Genomic DNA, 17,214 nt, shown 5'->3' with positions numbered 1-17,214 from the left:
CGGCCTCTCGGCGCCTTAATGCCCTACCATTAAGGCGCCGTTAGCGAGCATTATACGCAGTAGACTTCCTTTAACTGTCGGAGCGAACACAGCGTTGACTATCGTCGGTGCGATCACTCAAGACCTTTAAACCTGGCCCGCTCACGGGGCGAACCACTTCGACATAACAGCCGTACTTAAAGATCTCCTGTGAAATACTACTCTGATAGGGCTCTAAATCCCCAGCCACCAGTTTTTGATTAACAGAATCCAAAGAAAAGCGGTTATCTAACAACGCCAGGCGAGAAACATTCTGTGTCCGCAGTGCAGGCTCGGCGCTCTGCATAAAACGATTGCCCTGCAACAGCAACTCACTTTCGGGGTCATCTTGCTCATTGCGATAACTAATCGCATAGTCGTCATTAGCACTAAAGGTATTATCCCGTAATACCGCCGACGTAAAGTTTTCGAGATTAAGACCACTTTTACCGTTGCGCGCAAGAACATTACCCTGCAAAACCAGCGGCCCCGATTTACCATGCTCACTCTCGGCTACGGTAATTGCGTGCCCACCCGCGCGAGTAATAACGCTATCGCGCATCACTAAACTCCCTGTGGTGGATAACCACTCGATACCATGCTTTGCCGCACGATCTAGGCGGCAGCCAGACACACTCATATCGCTCGAACCTGTAACACGGATTAAACTGTTTAGACTGGCAGCATTAAACTGACTGGCGCTGATGGAAACACGGCTATCGGCGGCATCGACACCATAATGCCGACTGCCATCAAACACGGCCTGCTCGATCAATGCATCCGCACTATTAAGGTCAATCGCCGTGGTCATATCCGAGAAGCGGCTATTGCGGACCAATAGTTGTGGTATTGCGTCGGTTGCCGGCTGATCTTTGCTTCTTGTCAAAGTAACGCCTCGACTCAAATGAGCGTTATAACCCAAGCGGTCGAGGTGCGAATCCAACAGCCAGGTACGGCTACCGGCCCACGCGACAAAGAATGGCCGATAGTTTGGCACCGAGCTTGGTGCGCGATCACCCTGCCATACCGTCAAACTTGCCGAGTTGAGTTGAAAATCTCCGCGATTAATTAAGGCAGCACCACTGTAAGCGGCTAAATATAAGGTCGTGCTCTCTACCGACAAACTCGCACCAGGTAATATTTGCAGCGGGTAGCTAAGCAAAAAGCCATCTTTATGCACGCGCAATATGTTTTCGTTATTGACGGCCTTTGCCAGCTCACTCAGAGTGTAGTGTCCTGCGTTTAAGCTTAAAACCCGGGGGTGATGTTGTTGATAACCGGCAATAACAGAGAACAACCCATTATTGGCAAACGGCTCAAACGGCCAGCTACCTCGCTCTGACGCGTACATAGGATCTATCGAAAAGTCCCCTCGCTGAGCGTTACCGATAACTGATGCAAAGTCGAACACGCAACAAGGTTGTTTATCAACTAAGGCCTGTACAGAACGGCTAAGCGCTTGCGAATCGATTACCTGCCCGCCTTGCGCGGCCAGTGACGCAAAAGGCCAAGCCAACAACAGCAACAGACAACACCGACTAGCTATAATGTTGACCGTATGTGCCATAAAAGCCCCACAACGGCCGCGGTTAATTAGATTGTTTGTCATTGATTTAACCCCTGCTTGGCAGCCTTACCTTCAGGCGCTCTTGCGGCACTACCAGACAATGAGAACAAGGGTTCTATTAATCCACCTAGCTGGCTGTAGCCATCGACCTGGCCTCCACGCGCTTTAAACAGTGATCCTGCCGCCTCATCAGACGGGCGCTGATGAAGATACGGAATTAGCCATGCGAGCTTGTACGCGGGCACCGGGTCCTGCTTAGTCGTGAAAATATCGGTGACTTTTTCAGGCATCAACTCTGCGGCGCTCACAAAACGTACCATAGCGGCAAGAGTCGCCTCGTCGTTCTGGGTTAACGTATACCCTGTTCTGTCGGCGTAATACGCCACCATAATCAATGGATTAAGTGCGTAATGCATGTAATTTAAAGCGAGTTGCGAGCGTCCTATTTCGTTCGGAAGCCAACCGTACCTACCGTCATCCGAAAGCGTAACCTGCGCCAATGCACGGGCTAAAACTGCGTACGCATAATCGACATGACGATTACTTTCTGTCGCCATCGAGGTGCTTAACAGAGCCCAGGCAGTCCAATAATCGTGATTGTTGAAGTATTTGAAGCCAGGATCGAGCCTTGCCCTATAATCATCAAACACCCGATCAGCCAACGTGATTAGCCAATCTTTTTCTGTCTGCGTAAGCTGAAACTCTCCGGCACTCAAGGCGTTAAGCTTATAGACGACCATAGACACTGACGCCAGCGTCCATTTGCGCACCGCCACCCCCGTTTTACTGACATCTTTGGTCAAGAGCGCACCGGCTTCCGCCCACGCGCCCAACGCCGCATGTACACAGCTTAGCGCCACCACTCCTTTAGCAGAAGATTCACGCACATAGTAATCGGAGAAAACAACGAGCTGCTTACCGAACTGTTCTATTTGCGCTTTAACGACCTTCGAGTTATCGCTTAGCGACTCTTTCAACGTGGCTTTGGTTGCGTCTGACTGAACGTACTTGCTTTCTATTTGTAAGGGACCGACATAAGGCTCTACAATCGGCTTGGGACAGTTATCGTACATTTTTTGCGGCGGGATCTTATCGTTATCAACTGCCCACGAGTGTTCAATAAAAGCGCCAGTGAGCAGTGTGATAAAAACAAGGTTATTCATGGAAGATTTTAAACTCACCCCGCGCATAGAGCGACCTCGATATCGACTGGTGTCGCAATCGTCTGGGTAGGCTCAATAAAGACACTGAGAATATTGGCACTCGATAAACCCGGATCGCGCGTCAGCTCAAGGTAATATTGCCCGCCATCCACAATGGCGGGACGCCGAAACCAAACTTTGTCGCGATCGCCATTATCGTAATAAGTAATAACGTAAAACTCCTTGAGAGATGCATCAGAAATCCGCAAATCCAGGTACCCTTCTTGCCCACGTAAGTCGTGCCAAGCGTCTGCGGTATTACTCAGCACTTCATAACGCTGCTCCGGTACCATCGAGGAAAAACTTCCCTGCTGCTGCAATATCGCCGCAGCTTTGTCACAAGCGCCACCGACAGCGGGAATTAATTGCCGATACATTAGCGGGTCGTCCAGCGCATAACTCACTGGAAGCTCCCAAATAATGACCCTAGGCGGGTTACCAGGGTCGTAATCAGGCGATTGCAGGTATTGAATCAACGATCCATCTTGACCCGCCCCCTGCAGCGCATAATTTAATATTTCAGCCCCGATATAGTCCTGTAAGAATCCTTGAAAATTATAGTTTTTTAACTCATCTTCGCGTACTGCAGAATTACTGGTTCCGACTAAAACTAACTCTGGCGCTTCGGTATTGCCAAAAAGGGCATCGGCACTATCAAGGTCAGCAGGTACGGTCTGATACCCTTGCACATACTGAATACCAAAATTATTGCCACACACATATTTAAGGGCAGTATTCATCGTGCCATCCTTAGGCAATATAAACCCAGTCTCTGTAACATAGACCCGCTGTGGCAACTCCTCGTACCATGGCTGTTTACGCACCAGTTCAGCGACAATTTTTGCGGTTTCACGCGCGCCGGAAGGCGTCCAGTGATGATCTCGGCGAAAGAAGTACTCCTCTTCTGGCGGTTCATCTACTAGCGTCATAACATTGGGAACTACAGCGCCAGCGTCACTCAACTGAATCAGATAATTTTGCATGTTTTGTCGTGCGAGCGCCGGGTCAAAACCGTAGGGCTCATCAACGCGAACTTTATCCTTATGCATGAGCCCACGAGTTGGCTGGACAGCGATAACCAGTGCGATTCCTTTCTGATTTAAACGCTCAACGAGGCGCTTAAACTCTGCTGGATAAGGCTCTGGCATACCAAAATTATTAGCAAGATCAAAATCTGAACGAAACAGCCAGCTACCTTCGCCAACGACCACCTTACTCATTGCCTTCATCGAGCCTTCAGCGTAGGTCTCATCCAGTTGCAACGCCGGGCATAACAAAGACTCCGACCAAGCCGACGATGTCGTCGCGGCCAATATCAGAGCGGCTACGACTTTTAGGCGCAAGTGTATCGCCGTTCGCTTAAGAACCGCTTGCTGTGGTGCCAGCACGTACCGCCTCCTTAGACTAAGCATGATTAATTAACTGAAGCATCTACGGTGTTGGCCTTTGCCTGAGCGATCAACTCGCCCGCATCTCCCTGCATAACCACGTAACTGTACGTTTGTCCTTTACGCAGTAACAGGGGCTCATAGCTCGCCACCGGCTCATCGCCAGCGTAAGCCGAAAAAGGCATTTTTACCTCGTTGACGGCACGCACTCCCGACTGACCAGGGGCTACCGAATCTATGATAACGTGTTTACCGTCACCGGTTTTTAATGCAAGCGTCTGCTCTGAAAAGTTGTAAAACATTACCTGCGATTTTCGTGTGTCCTCTGGAAACGTATCCACTAAAGTTACCAACGATTTACCGTCATAGCGCAACGTTAGGCCAGATTTCGGCTTAAGCAGCAAAAACTCTTTAAGGCCATTAACTTCAGCGGGGTAATCGCCTTCTTTTAAAATCAAGTACCCCCCCATTTGGCGGCTCCCAACAGACTGCTTTTTCCCGTCTACGATAAAGGTCGCAGCCTGATCAGAAACATTAGCAATCCGCACGAAAGCAGCATCCTCCGGGATGGCATCATCATACAAGGCCGCATTCTCGTCAGCCATCGCACGGCTTTGCAACCCGGAGATGGCGACCACACCGAAAACCAACACTATGAACAGCTTGTTCATCATTTTTTTCATCACATCTTCCTCATAAAACCAAACAGTGAAATCACTGCATCGGGTTCGGCTTATCGTTGGTACTAAAATTGATTTCTTAATGCTTGCTGCCAAGACTCGATTCGGTCATCTGGCATTAACAACACCCGTACCGGAAACTCCCAGATCACCGAAGCGCTATCCGATTCCGCCAGGTCGGATTCCATATACTGACTCATAGAGACAAAAGGGCCTTTCTCTTTTAAGGAGAAAGACGTGACATCCCGTGCTAGCGACTGCTGTAAAAACCCGTGAAAGTTCCAGGCGTCGATCTCGCTGTAACTTGTACCCACTAAATCGATAGACTGCTCGACGTCACCGAACAACGCGTCAGGCGATGTCGTATCAACAATGGGGACAGTCTCATAAACCGGGACCTCTTCAGGCGCACGGATGCTTCCTGCCAGCCAGCTACTAGCCTGAACAAAGTTAGTCAGATCTCCCTGGTAATTCGTGATCTCTCGGGTAGCTGATTGATAACTTTTACCCGCCACTAAATCTGGGTACATTGTGGCGATTGTTTGCGCTGCCAGACTTGCTCCCGCCGGTGACCAATGGGTATCACGAGACAGATAAAGAGGCGCTCCTGATTTATGTGAAGCTTTGTAGTCGTTAAACGTCGAATCTAGCGGTACCACTTTAATATTTGAGCTCTTTAGGTCGCGCATAAACTTCTGGTATAAGCCCGCCAACCGAATATCAAGTGGCCTCTTCAGATGCTCTGGGTAGATCGCAGCCTTAAGTGGCACTGGAACAATAATTAAGTCGCGTCCTGCAGCTTTCAGATCATCGTTAATCGTTTTAATTTTTTTCAAATGACCACTCAGAACCTCATCAAGCTTATTGGGTATGAGAAGCTCCTCATTGGAATAAAGCCAATCGTCGCGGCCAACGACTACTCCACTCTCCCCTTCATTAAAAAATACGTAACGAATATCAGACCAAAAACTAATCGAGCTTCGCTTGAAAGGTAAGTCCCCGTCAAACTTCTGTTCAAATTTTCGCGACAACTGACCGTCCAGATATAGACTAAGCGTTTCCTCCTCGTTGGAGGCAAACGTTACTAGTTGTGGAATCGAGTAAATCATCATCAGGGCCAATAAACCGCAAAACAGGTACCCGTTCCAACGGCTGGCATTTTTCATTACCGGATACATAACAACCCCTAAAACTGAAAGTACAAAAATGGAGAGAATGAGTTGGCGGCCAACTTAGATACAGCCAGTGCAAAACCCAACCACAGTAAGACGGCCTGCCAGCCCGCTACATTCTGCATAACATAAGAACCTTTTGTACGGGCAAACCGAACGTTAATCCATCCAGCGACCACCAACCAAATAATCGAGAAGACGACAAACATCATAGCCATGGATGATGTACCAATAACGTAAGCGCTTAACGAGCCGATGCCATCTAAGCCCAACATTCCGCGGTAAATCGTTAGTGAGTGATGCAAATTACCGGTCGTGAAGAACGGCATAATCATTAACAGAATGATGACGGTAATAATGTTTCGAATAGCGTTGTAGGGTGAAGTCGGTGAGGTCACAAGATTAAACCGTCGCTCTAACACCATGAGAATGGCAAATGAAAGACCAAAAAACACAAAAGAAACGCTGGCACCATGCCATATACCGGACAGAATCATGGTACTAAAAAGAGCAGCGTCGGGGCTCAACTTGACCGTTCTGACGAGAGGCCGATACACATAGTGCATCAGGAAGTTTGCCAGAGTTAAATGCCACCTGCGCCAAAACTCGGACAAGCTCTTTGCCAAAAAGGGTTGATTAAAGTTCTCGGTAAACTTAAAGCCCATCATCATGCCAAGACCAATGGCCATATCGCTATAACCAGAGAAGTCAAAATACAGCTGTATCAAAGAGACCGCTGCTCCAAACCATGCATCAGCCATCTGCACGTCAGGGTTGCTCAAAAACTGCTCGCTTATAGGCGCGAGCGAATCGGCGATAAGTACTTTTTTAATGAACCCCAGCATAAACCGACAAACGCCTAGAGAGAACAGATCCCAAGAGTGGGTGCGCTTCTTTAACTGCTTATCAACATCTCTATAATGCAGAATCGGACCGGCGATAAGCTGCGGGAACAACGCGACGAATGCCGCAAAATCTATAAAGTTATTTGCCTTATCGGCTTCTTTTCGATAGATATCAACAATGTAACTAATCGCCTGAAAGATGTAGAACGAAATACCCAAAGGAAGAATGATGTGCTCTAAAGTAAAGGTATTTAAACCGAAGCTCTCAAACGCTGCGCCTAATACGTCTGCCCCAAAGTTGGCGTATTTAAAGTAACCTAGCGCCGCCAGATTCCCCGCAACACCCAAACACAGAATCCGAAAAGCCTTTTTCTTATCGCTGTCACGGTGCTTGTTTATCAGATCGCCAAAGAAATAGTTCCAATATGTGACAGCGACAAAAAGAAACAGAAAGTCCGGGCGCCACCACGCGTAAAACAAATAGCTGCCCGCCACAATAATGGCCGATCGCCATTGCGGCCTGGCTAAGTAGTAGCATGCCAAATACAATGGCAAGTATAAAAATAGAAATATATTCGAGGTAAAAATCACGGCGTGGTTCCTCCAGCCTAGAAGCTGATCTCAGTACTCAATAAAACCTGGCCTTCCGAGTCTCGGGGCTTGATGGCGCTACCAGCATTGAAATATCCTAAATTAAACATAACGCGCCAATCTAGACGCCGAGCACCCACCACTGTTGGGTACATATCCCACACATAATTTAGGTCGATCAGCTGACCGATGCTTCGCTCGCTGCACGAATCTGTCGCTCTTGTGCGGGTAATGGGCAACTGGCCGTCACGTGAGTGACAATATACATCGGAAACCATCACGTCTAAGTGCTGCCTAACACCTGGCTCAAGCTCTAAACGCACACCGTAGAAAAGCGCATTACTCATTGTGAGCGCTACAAACGAGCCCGTCATTGCGGAGCTGTAGGTTCCCTCAATATTAATACGATCAGTTTGAATAGGATTAAGGTAGAAGCCATCACCTTCGCCCGATGACTTGTCGGTTACACCTACACGCAAAGCAATACGGGGGCTCCACGCGGCAGAGCGAAAATCTCTACCTACCTCCCCCGCGAATGCCCAGCCATCAATATCGTAACCTTCCTGGCTTCCGTCACGACCCAGCTCACTAACATCGCCGGCAAGCCCAACAAACTCTAAGTGATAGTCGCTAATCACTTTATTTAGCAAATCTCGCCCACTCAGAAAAAGCCCTGCGCGGTAGGCATCGATATCAAAACGGTCCTCCACTTCCCACGGATCTGACTCGTCATTTTCGACCATAAATCTAACGCCAACCTTCTGCAAAGCCGCAAACTCGTAAGCGTACTCACTAAGTAGATAAACTATCGACTCCTCACGAGGATCGAGCTCTTTTAGTTCTGTGTTGTAGGTATCAAACCGCGAGCCTATTGCGACAAACCCCTGGTTCTTTTCGCCTTTCCAGCTCAGGTTTATCGACTCAATACTGGTGTCCCACCAAAGTCCCAGCTCGTTCGAGAAGCGCTGGCGACCAAGCGTTAGCGCGAGCCCTTGCTGACCAAATAAACGGTTGCGGCGTACGTAAAAATCGCGCCACTCAGCACTTTCACCCTCAGGGGTTGACTGCTCTCCCTCAAACACCGGATTGGATGCACCGTTACTGCTATAACTAAGCCAGATACGAGTGTAAATCTCCCATTCAGGCCAGGTTTGATCAGAGCCAAACCAACTTACTGCAGGCGCGTAGCGCAACACACTAAAATCAGTCTCGTCACCACCAATAGGGTTAATGCCTGGGCCGTAACCCACTTGCGCCGTTAGCTTGTGATGCAACCCCAAGCCGCTACCTTGCTCGCTTTGCCAAAGTTCGTCCTCTTGCGCGCTTGCGAACAAAGGCGTAACCAACGTAAGTGCCATTAGCACACGCCCACAAATCATAGGGTTAACTCCATGTCAGCCATCAGTTTATTACGCAACTGCATCGCTTTTGCTCGTTCGCTGTCAGTAAGTTCTTGATCTAAACGCTGCACCATATAACTCGCCTGTTTATCGCCCAACTCACTGGCTACACTTGCGTAACCAAATGCGTGAGCCTTATCGGGGACAACCGCAGGCGCGCCATTGTATAAAGTCGCAAGACGGTAAAATGCCTGAATATTTCGCTGTGTAATTAACTGCTGGTAGATCGCGATAGCACGATCGGGGTTTGGCTCATCTAACCCCCCCATGGCATAAAGCTGAGCTTTAGCGAACTGCGCTTGCACAGGTTTGGTGGCGGCCAGAAAATCCAGCTTTTGCTCGGCAAGGGCCGGGTTTAATATTCGCCATTGGTAGATCAATCGGGCTTGGGAATCCAGGTAGAGCGCATCGCTTTCATTCTCGAACTGGATCTTCTCTATAATCGCAAGGGCGGGCTGATAATCATACGCTTGCGGGCGGTCCATCATGTATTCAGCTTTTGCCAGTAAGCTATAGTAGGAGCCTTTGTCAATTGCCGCATCAATCCAGCGTAAAATAACAACATCCTGGTCGGTGCTGGAACTGCTAATCTCGAGTGCTAGCGCCTCCACTGAATCCGCAGAGTAATCGTCAATTCGCTCTACGTTTTTGACAGCTAGCTCTACTAATTGATCACGCCCGGATTCGCCCCACAGCGACGCAAGTATAGCCACGACGCGAGGATCCGATTCCATCGCTCTTTCGAACAATAAAATTGCATCGTCGCGCTCTCCGGCGACCAATAATTGCTGCGCCCTGTAGGTTTCAAAAAAGCAATTTTCGAGGCAACCGCGTCGGTGTAACGACAGCAAACGATCAACGTCTGAAGGTGAAAAAAGTTCGGGATACATTAAATATACATCCAGCGTCGCCCTAACTGTTTTCGGTGATAGATCAACAGCGTATTGAGTCTGTGCATCACGCAGGATGCTCGCCACACGACCGCGAAAGTAAGGGATCTGATTGCCCACCTGAGCGAGCCCCGCCAAGGCCGCGACATCACCTCTTCCGGCGCCAAATGCCTTTACATACCAATCTACCGAATCGGCCACCTGAGAAAAATTTGACGACCGTGACCAGCGCTGCGCTAACAAAAAAGCAGCCGAACGACTTCCGCCCTGCGCCAATACCTGTAGCTCGTCATCCACCTCGGCATCGGGATCGAGGTACAGCTGGTAAAGCACATTCTCCACACCCTGCTCATAGGCTACGTTCGCAATGCTGCTCATGGATAGCAACAACAATATTGCCCAGCTAATCCCTTTGTACATCCCTATTGTCCCCAAGCAATTACCGCCTAAAAGGCAAGTCGCGATAGATATCTACAGTAGCCGGCTTCATGTAATCCGTCATGGCTATAGCGCGCTCAGTTTTTAAAACCAAATCAAGTGACTTATCTTCCGTATTGTAGCGAGTAGAGACAATCTCACCCTGATAAGGGTCAGGCTCACCGTATACGCGAATCGAAACATGCGATGACTTCTCAACACTTTGTGCGGACTGGTACGGAACGCTAGCGCGAACAAAGAGGGGTTCTGAACGTGGAATTAGGTGTACCAGCTCCTCCCCCTCATAGGCATAGCGGTCATCTACACCACCTTGATAGACAACATCGCAATCGCAAGGGCTGCTAACCACGGTTTCGATTAAACTGCGCCCCAGCAAGGTAGAGACCTCTGCTTCGCTCAGGTTAGAAAGAGCCTGAATATCGGCCGGAGTTGTAAAGCTCGCCGCTAACTGAGATGAAACCGTCGCGATTGGATCACCCTTGGCAACGCTCGTCGTTCCCGCTGGCAACATGTAAGTCACATAACCATTTTCGGGCATACTGATGCGATAGGAATTTGAGTCAACAAACGCCTGCGAGGTCTGAACCTGAAAGAAGTACAAATATAACTTGTATACTAAAAACGCCATAATCGCTAAGCCAACCAAAAAATAGACAGAGGTTCCTATGATGGCTTTCGTACGCGCTTTCCAATTTCGAGTGTTATCCACTTTAGCTTTACGCTTTTTAATATAGTTTTCACGCTGCATTACCGTCAGAAGACCGTCTACTTCGACGATATCACCCGCCAAATATGACACCATCACGTGACGGATAATGTCGCGCTTGGTCGGCGACAAATCGAGAAAAGACAAACCGATGATTTCTCCACGCTTTTTCACAACCTTTATGTCAGCGTCCAGGTTGAGCGTGGCGTTTGCCATACCAATAATTAGCTGCGCCTTAAACAGCTGCCCCTCAAATACCGGCTCATCACTGAGAACACCTATTCCACCAAGGGATAGGTCATGTACCTGGCACTCGATAACGCTTCCACTACCGATCAGAATGACCTTCGCCGGAAAACGTGCACGTACGTTCTGACGTTCATCAATTGCCTCATGAACGATTTTAGGCGAGACCTGAGGCTTCTGACTTGGATGAGCTATGGTGTTCATAAGGGTTTCCTCAATACGCTCCCTGTGAAAGATATAACAACACCGATACGGCGCCGAAGAATATGGATGCCGAAGAGAAGAGCATGATTTTGGATGAAATCATGTTGATCTTCGCATCGATGTTACTGCCCGACTTTTCTAATGTCGTTTTTTGACGTGTCCAGCTCTGTTGATTCATATGAAACAGAGCATATGTCTTCATGACTGAACCAGCCACTTGGTTGTAATACAAGACCATGGGGTACATAGGGTTAATCGCGTGGCCCGAGAAGCCATACGCTAACGTTGCGATCGTACGAGAAATAAGAACCCATAAAACATACAACAACAGATATTGCACACCAAACAAAATCGACGCGACCACTGATGCAACCAAGCCAAGAAGGCATGTCCACATCGAGACGCGTTGATCGTATAGCACGTAGGAGGTAAATAACCCAAGTCGACGAACCCCTAATAACTTAGTAGTGCGTAGGTTTTGCCGCAGTGAATTTCCGTACCAGCGGAACATTAGCTGACGGGTCGCCTTAAAAAAGTTCTTTTCAGGAGGGTGCTCTACTGTCAACGTATTACTGTCGGGAACATAAAAAGTATCCCAACCCGAGCGCATAAGGCTAAACCAGGAGGACTTATCATCCCCGGTCAAAAACTGAAACCGTCCCAAACGCCAGTGATCAAGGTAATCGGACTCAACGTCCCGAATAAACTCAGGATCAATCAATACCTTACAGCGAAAAAACGATAACCGACCGGTCATAGTAAGCACGCGCTTTGACAGCGCCATTGAGCACATATTGACATGGCGCTGGGCGAATCTCAGCGCGTGCCACTGACGCATGGTCTCACTACCTTCAACGACGCAGTACTCGTTGGTTGTGATACCACCGACCGAAGGAAGGTACGGGAAGAACTTAATAGCATTGGCGACGCAGCCAGGCAATAACTGTGTATCGCCATCTACAACGCCAACCACAGCATCGTCATTTGGCATCTGCCGCGACAATGCGCGAAACGCGTGAGCCAAACCATCTCGTTTACCCGTACCTCGGGCACGAACAATAATCAGCTTTACTCGCTCGGGATTACGCGTTTCCCGGCGAAGAATTTTTTTAATAAAAGTCTCATCTGACTTTTCGACGATTGATACAATTATCGTAACCGGAACACCAACCCGCTCCGCCTCTTGAAACACTGAACGGTACACTTGGTAGGTCGTATGCGTCGGAATACGAAAGCTGGTAACAACCATAAACAGCTCACTGGGCAAGGAGGATTCTGCGGTTTTATCGGCCGCCGCACGCATGCGAGGAAACCGCCAGTACAAAAAGTACATTCCCCGGCCAAAGTGCATCAAAGCGTTGCTGTAACGCCACACGCCAATTACCCCTAACAGAAAGATAAACTGCTTGTGATGAGGGTCAATGTACTTAGGGTCAACGGTGCTGCTTACCAGGGCAATAGCACCAAGCAGCAACATCCAACCCATAAACTCAGAAGCAGTTATTGGGTTTTTATGCTGATATTCGCGAATCATGTCACTCACGAGGCAACCCGATCTGCTTTATCTGCAACCATCCGTCTTACCTGACGGCGCTCCTGCTCAACACCTACCGCTATATCAAAGACGGCTTCCTCAAGACGGTGGATATCATCGTCACCCAAATAACTACCCGAACGAATCTCAATGACTACCAAAGGAATCAAGCCAGGGTTGGCCAGTTGGTGGACAGCACCGATCGGGATATAGGTTGATTCGTTTTCAGTAAGCACGAAGACCCTATCATTACAAGTAACCTCGGCGGTGCCTGACACGACCACCCAATGCTCCGCTCTGTGGTTGTGCCGCTGCCTGGATATCTTCTCACCCGGTTTAACCACCACATTTTTAACCTGATAACGCTCACCTGAGTCGATCGAATCAAAACTCCCCCACGGACGAAACACCTCCCGGTGGTTGAGTGTTTCTGGACGCAACTGTTGCTTTAACTGAGTGACGATTTTTTTAACGTCTTGCGCCTGATCTCGTTTCATAACCAAGACCGCATCGAGAGTGTCAACGACGATTAAGTCTTCTAAGCCAACCGTGGCCACCAATCGAGAGTGACTATAAACGAGGCTGTTTTTGGTGTTATGCAAAACTGCATCGCCACTGACAACATTGCAGTTACTATCCTGCTCACCAGCCTCCCACAGCGCGGACCAAGAGCCTATGTCATTCCAGTCGCTGGCAAGCGTCACAACCTTAGCCAAGCGGGTTTTTTCCATAACCGCGTGATCGATCGATATGGATGGTGACTTAATAAAACTTTCTGGCGCTATGCGGACAAATTCAAAATCGTACTCGGCGTTTTCGAGCGATTTTGCACAAGCCTCATACACCTCGGGTACAAAATGACGAATCTGTTCAAGATAAACACTTGCGCGAAACACAAACACACCGGCATTCCACAGGTATTCACCCGAAGCCAGCCAACGCTCGGCGGTTTCAGCATCGGGCTTTTCTTTAAAGGATTTAACCGAGTAGGCGGCAGGCGACTGCAGCGCTCGATCTCCGCGTTCAGCCTGAATATAACCAAAACCTGTTTCGGGGTGAGTAGGCTCCACCCCCAGTAAAACAATATTCCCTTGCTCTGCCTGTGTTTTAGCAACCGCAATAGTGCGATCAAACGCATCACGATCACGCACCAAGTGGTCTGCTGGGGAGACAAGCATTACGTCATCACGGCCGCGCGCAATCACCTGCATAGCCGCCAAGGTAATCGCCGGTGCAGTGTTGCGGGCACAAGGTTCAAGCAAAATAGCGTCGGCCGCCATGGCCATACCGGCAAGTTGCTCGCGAATAATAAAACGATGACTTTCATTGCAGACAACAATCGGCCGACTGTACTGCTCTGCACTAAGGCGCAGTAAGGTATCTTGAAACATCGAATTTTCAGACGCCAAGCGATGAAATTGCTTGGGAAACCCTTCGCGAGATAATGGCCACAAACGCTGGCCGCTGCCACCAGAGATAATTACGGGGATCATCCTTAAACTCCTACTGATTCACGACATCTGTCGCAATTTCATCCACTGTTTTGCGCACTACTAACCCGCCCGTGCGCACCACTTACGTAACGCCGTGAGCTACCAGCAAACGCCCTCTTGTGACTCACGCGTGCCGTGCTTCATAAAGCCCACCAGGTCAAACACCTGCTTGCCCGCTACAGGATTGTCAATCAAATCGCTAAAACTTGGCTCGCCGTTACCCAGGATGACGACGTCACCGTGCGCAATTACACTGTCGCGGCAGTCTTCTAACAGAGACGATAAGTGTGGAATACGCGCCTCGATATACTCACGGTTTGAGCCATGAATACTTGCGTACTTTACGTTTTCATCAAAAATTTTAAGCTCGTAGCCCTTACCAATAAGTCGCTCGGCAAGCTCTACCAGTGGGCTCTCGCGCAAATCATCGGTACCAGATTTGAAGCTGAGGCCCAGGATAGAAATTTTGCGTTTACCGTATCCGGCGATGCGCTCGTAGGCATAGTGAATCTGTTGAGCATTACTGCTCATGAGGGAGCTCAACAAAGGCTGATCTAAGTCCAACTGACGAGCACGATAATTCAGTGCGCGAACATCCTTAGGCAGACACGAGCCACCAAACGCAAAACCCGGGCGCATGTAATAGCGCGAGATATTCAGAGTCGTGTCCTGGCAAATGACGTCCATCACCTCACGGCCATCGATACCAACGGCTTTCGAGATGTTTCCAATCTCGTTAGCAAAGGCCACTTTGGTAGCGTGCCAGACGTTACAGGTGTACTTGATCATCTCAGCAACAGCGATAGGTTTACGAATAATGGGGGCGCTTAGCTCAGCGTAGATTTCCGCCAGCGGATCACCAGACGCTTCGTCCAGCTCACCAATTACGGTCATAGGAGGGTGGTCATAATCAGCAATGGCGGTGGATTCACGTAAAAACTCCGGGTTCATTGCAACGCCAAAGTCTTTACCTGCTTTTAGGCCAGAGGCTTCTTCCAGCGCCGGAATAACCACCGTGGTTAGGGTGCCCGGCAGTACGGTACTGCGCACAACAACGGTATGGCGAGTCGTTTTACCTTTAATCGCCTCGCCTACATCGCGACATACCGCTTGTACGTAGGTGAGGTCCAGGTCACCGTTTCTTTTGCTCGGAGTACCCACACAAATCATGGTCAGATCCGTAGATTGAACTGCCATCTCGGTGTCGGTGGTTGCACTGATAAGGCCTCTCGCGACACCCTCAGCAATAAGCTCATCCAGCCCCGGCTCGACAATAGGAGACTTACCACGGTTAATTAAATCAACCTTCAGCTGTGACACGTCACCACCGACGACTTGGTGACCGCGCTTTGACAAACACGCCGCGCAAACTGCCCCAACATAGCCCAAACCCAAAATACTGATTTTCATAACATGTCCTTTCGTTGCGTATAGCGGTACAGCGCGAATCAGCAGGCAATCCTCGCCTCCCCCGTTTACCGGGCGATTTAAACAATCCAGTGGAGCCACAGCAGAGCGAGCAACGTCATCAGCCCAAAGGAGCCTTATCCGTCACAGCACTGTAGGAGCTGCAAATGTAGAAATTATTGGGAGGGTGATAGTCTTTTCCAGACTATTCCATCCTAATTTTGCACATAATCCGCACAACATCAACATTTTTTTGTCAGTGTCGCACTTAACACCTTGGATTTAACTTAAAGCGTCATTATTACGTCATTATTACAATAATTTATGTATAGATAAACAAATAATTATACTTTTATGGAATAACGAAACAAAACAAGAAGATTTTGGCGACATAAGGCCCGAATTTGCCAGCCTCTAAGATCATTGCAACAAACAATAACCTGTCAAAAAAACATCACTGTACATGTGCGCGAAGCACTACAACGTTAAAAGCTTGGATGCGGCGTCACTCATTTTCTGCAATCGAGGCAATAAGACATACATACGAGAACCGCCAGCGGAGCGCTGGCAGCTTAGTAAAAAAATACAAGAGGGGGGGGGGAATTGGCTGGTGCTAGCCTGCCTCGACTGGGGCAAAGAATTCAGCGAGCGCCGCACCTGGGTCTGGTTGCCGCATAAAAGCTTCACCCACCAAAAATGCATTGACGTTACGCTTACGCATCGCAGCAACATCGGCAGGTGCCAAAATACCGCTTTCGGTCACCACCAAACGGTCATCACTGATACGCGACAAAAGCTCGTACGTTGTCTGCAAACTTACGTCAAATGTATGCAAATTACGGTTATTAATACCAATCAAGCGATTGGGCAGCGCCATGGCCTGCTCCAGCTCGGCCGCGTCGTGCACCTCAACCAAAACATCTAAACCAAGCCCTAAAGCAAACTCGTTTAGCTGCTGTAACCGATCAAAACTCAGTGCGGAGACAATTAACAGCACGCAATCGGCACCCATGGCACGCGCCTCGAGTACCTGATACTCATCGACGATAAAGTCTTTGCGAATCACCGGCAGCGATACCGCCGCGCGGGCCTGACGCAAATACTCATCACAGCCCTGAAAAAAATCCACGTCGGTCAACACCGACAAGCAGGCCGCGCCGCCTTGCTCATAGCTACGCGCCAATTCAGCGGGCACAAAATGTTCGCGAATCACCCCTTTACTGGGTGAGGCTTTTTTAATTTCGGCAATCACGCCAGACTCGCCCGCGGCGACTTTACGCTCGAGCGCCTGAACAAACCCCCGGGGGGATTCGGCCTGTTGTGCTTGCTGCTCAAGCTGCGCAACGCTTACCTGTGCCTTGCGCTCGGCAATCTCCTCCCACTTGCGGGAGATAATCTTTTTTAATACGGTGGGCGTATCACTCATCGCCAAA

Annotated in this window: 13 protein-coding genes; all 13 read right to left on the bottom strand. The window is 49.2% G+C overall.

The genetic code is table 11. The annotated features are described in order from the left end of the window. Positions 1-70 precede the first annotated feature (70 nt). Positions 71-1,369 carry a right-handed parallel beta-helix repeat-containing protein gene (locus AAC019_RS03735; RefSeq protein ID WP_339897224.1) on the bottom strand — a complete coding sequence of 433 codons (1,299 nt, stop codon included), beginning with the start codon at positions 1,367-1,369 and terminating at the stop codon, positions 71-73. A gap of 254 nt (positions 1,370-1,623) precedes the next feature. After that, complete coding sequence (locus tag AAC019_RS03730; protein ID WP_339897223.1) at positions 1,624-2,748, bottom strand: alginate lyase family protein; 1,125 nt, start codon at positions 2,746-2,748, stop codon at positions 1,624-1,626. Positions 2,749-2,762: 14 nt separating this feature from the next. Next, the gene (locus AAC019_RS03725) at positions 2,763-4,175 is read right to left on the bottom strand and encodes an alginate biosynthesis protein AlgX (RefSeq protein ID WP_339897222.1); all 1,413 of its coding nucleotides are present in this window, start codon (positions 4,173-4,175) and stop codon (positions 2,763-2,765) included. A gap of 26 nt (positions 4,176-4,201) precedes the next feature. Further along, a complete protein-coding gene (locus tag AAC019_RS03720; protein ID WP_339897221.1) occupies positions 4,202-4,858 on the bottom strand; it encodes an alginate O-acetyltransferase AlgF in 657 nt (218 codons plus the stop codon). A gap of 62 nt (positions 4,859-4,920) precedes the next feature. Beyond that, the gene (locus AAC019_RS03715) at positions 4,921-6,021 is read right to left on the bottom strand and encodes a hypothetical protein (RefSeq protein ID WP_339897220.1); all 1,101 of its coding nucleotides are present in this window, start codon (positions 6,019-6,021) and stop codon (positions 4,921-4,923) included. Positions 6,022-6,041: 20 nt separating this feature from the next. Continuing rightward, positions 6,042-7,463, bottom strand: a complete 1,422-nt coding sequence (locus AAC019_RS03710) for an MBOAT family O-acyltransferase (RefSeq protein ID WP_339897219.1) — start codon at positions 7,461-7,463, stop codon at positions 6,042-6,044. 17 nt (positions 7,464-7,480) lie between these two features. Then, positions 7,481-8,842 carry an alginate export family protein gene (locus AAC019_RS03705; RefSeq protein ID WP_339897218.1) on the bottom strand — a complete coding sequence of 454 codons (1,362 nt, stop codon included), beginning with the start codon at positions 8,840-8,842 and terminating at the stop codon, positions 7,481-7,483. Then, a complete protein-coding gene (locus tag AAC019_RS03700) occupies positions 8,839-10,173 on the bottom strand; it encodes a hypothetical protein (protein WP_339897217.1) in 1,335 nt (444 codons plus the stop codon). The genes AAC019_RS03705 and AAC019_RS03700 overlap by 4 nt, the downstream gene beginning before the upstream one ends. A gap of 19 nt (positions 10,174-10,192) precedes the next feature. Then, the gene (locus AAC019_RS03695) at positions 10,193-11,347 is read right to left on the bottom strand and encodes a PilZ domain-containing protein (protein ID WP_339897216.1); all 1,155 of its coding nucleotides are present in this window, start codon (positions 11,345-11,347) and stop codon (positions 10,193-10,195) included. A gap of 10 nt (positions 11,348-11,357) precedes the next feature. Then, entirely contained in the window at positions 11,358-12,881 is a 1,524-nt protein-coding gene (locus AAC019_RS03690) for a glycosyltransferase (protein ID WP_339897325.1), read from the bottom strand. A gap of 5 nt (positions 12,882-12,886) precedes the next feature. Next, positions 12,887-14,374 carry a mannose-1-phosphate guanylyltransferase/mannose-6-phosphate isomerase gene (locus AAC019_RS03685; protein ID WP_339897215.1) on the bottom strand — a complete coding sequence of 496 codons (1,488 nt, stop codon included), beginning with the start codon at positions 14,372-14,374 and terminating at the stop codon, positions 12,887-12,889. Between the two features lie 99 nt (positions 14,375-14,473). Next, entirely contained in the window at positions 14,474-15,784 is a 1,311-nt protein-coding gene (locus AAC019_RS03680) for a UDP-glucose/GDP-mannose dehydrogenase family protein (RefSeq protein ID WP_339897214.1), read from the bottom strand. 610 nt (positions 15,785-16,394) lie between these two features. Then, a complete protein-coding gene (gene trpC / locus AAC019_RS03675) occupies positions 16,395-17,207 on the bottom strand; it encodes an indole-3-glycerol phosphate synthase TrpC (protein ID WP_339897213.1) in 813 nt (270 codons plus the stop codon). Positions 17,208-17,214: the final 7 nt, after the last annotated feature.

Origin of the sequence: uncultured Gilvimarinus sp. (assembly GCF_963975215.1) — a bacterium.
Classification (GTDB): domain Bacteria; phylum Pseudomonadota; class Gammaproteobacteria; order Pseudomonadales; family Cellvibrionaceae; genus Gilvimarinus.
Note: the sequence above shows the minus strand (reverse complement) of the source record. Positions and strands in the feature narration are given on the sequence as shown.

What these genes read in the sequence shown, in the direction of transcription:
- AAC019_RS03735 (WP_339897224.1), bottom strand. Translation starts at nt 1,369, where the DNA reads ATGTACGCGTCAGAGCGAGGTAGCTGGCCGTTTGAGCCGTTTGCCAAT.
- AAC019_RS03730 (WP_339897223.1), bottom strand. Translation starts at nt 2,748, where the DNA reads ATGAATAACCTTGTTTTTATCACACTGCTCACTGGCGCTTTTATTGAA.
- AAC019_RS03720 (WP_339897221.1), bottom strand. Translation starts at nt 4,858, where the DNA reads ATGAAAAAAATGATGAACAAGCTGTTCATAGTGTTGGTTTTCGGTGTG.
- AAC019_RS03715 (WP_339897220.1), bottom strand. Translation starts at nt 6,021, where the DNA reads ATGAAAAATGCCAGCCGTTGGAACGGGTACCTGTTTTGCGGTTTATTG.
- AAC019_RS03705 (WP_339897218.1), bottom strand. Translation starts at nt 8,842, where the DNA reads ATGATTTGTGGGCGTGTGCTAATGGCACTTACGTTGGTTACGCCTTTG.
- AAC019_RS03700 (WP_339897217.1), bottom strand. Translation starts at nt 10,173, where the DNA reads ATGTACAAAGGGATTAGCTGGGCAATATTGTTGTTGCTATCCATGAGC.
- AAC019_RS03695 (WP_339897216.1), bottom strand. Translation starts at nt 11,347, where the DNA reads ATGAACACCATAGCTCATCCAAGTCAGAAGCCTCAGGTCTCGCCTAAA.
- AAC019_RS03690 (WP_339897325.1), bottom strand. Translation starts at nt 12,881, where the DNA reads ATGATTCGCGAATATCAGCATAAAAACCCAATAACTGCTTCTGAGTTT.
- AAC019_RS03685 (WP_339897215.1), bottom strand. Translation starts at nt 14,374, where the DNA reads ATGATCCCCGTAATTATCTCTGGTGGCAGCGGCCAGCGTTTGTGGCCA.
- AAC019_RS03680 (WP_339897214.1), bottom strand. Translation starts at nt 15,784, where the DNA reads ATGAAAATCAGTATTTTGGGTTTGGGCTATGTTGGGGCAGTTTGCGCG.
- trpC (WP_339897213.1), bottom strand. Translation starts at nt 17,207, where the DNA reads ATGAGTGATACGCCCACCGTATTAAAAAAGATTATCTCCCGCAAGTGG.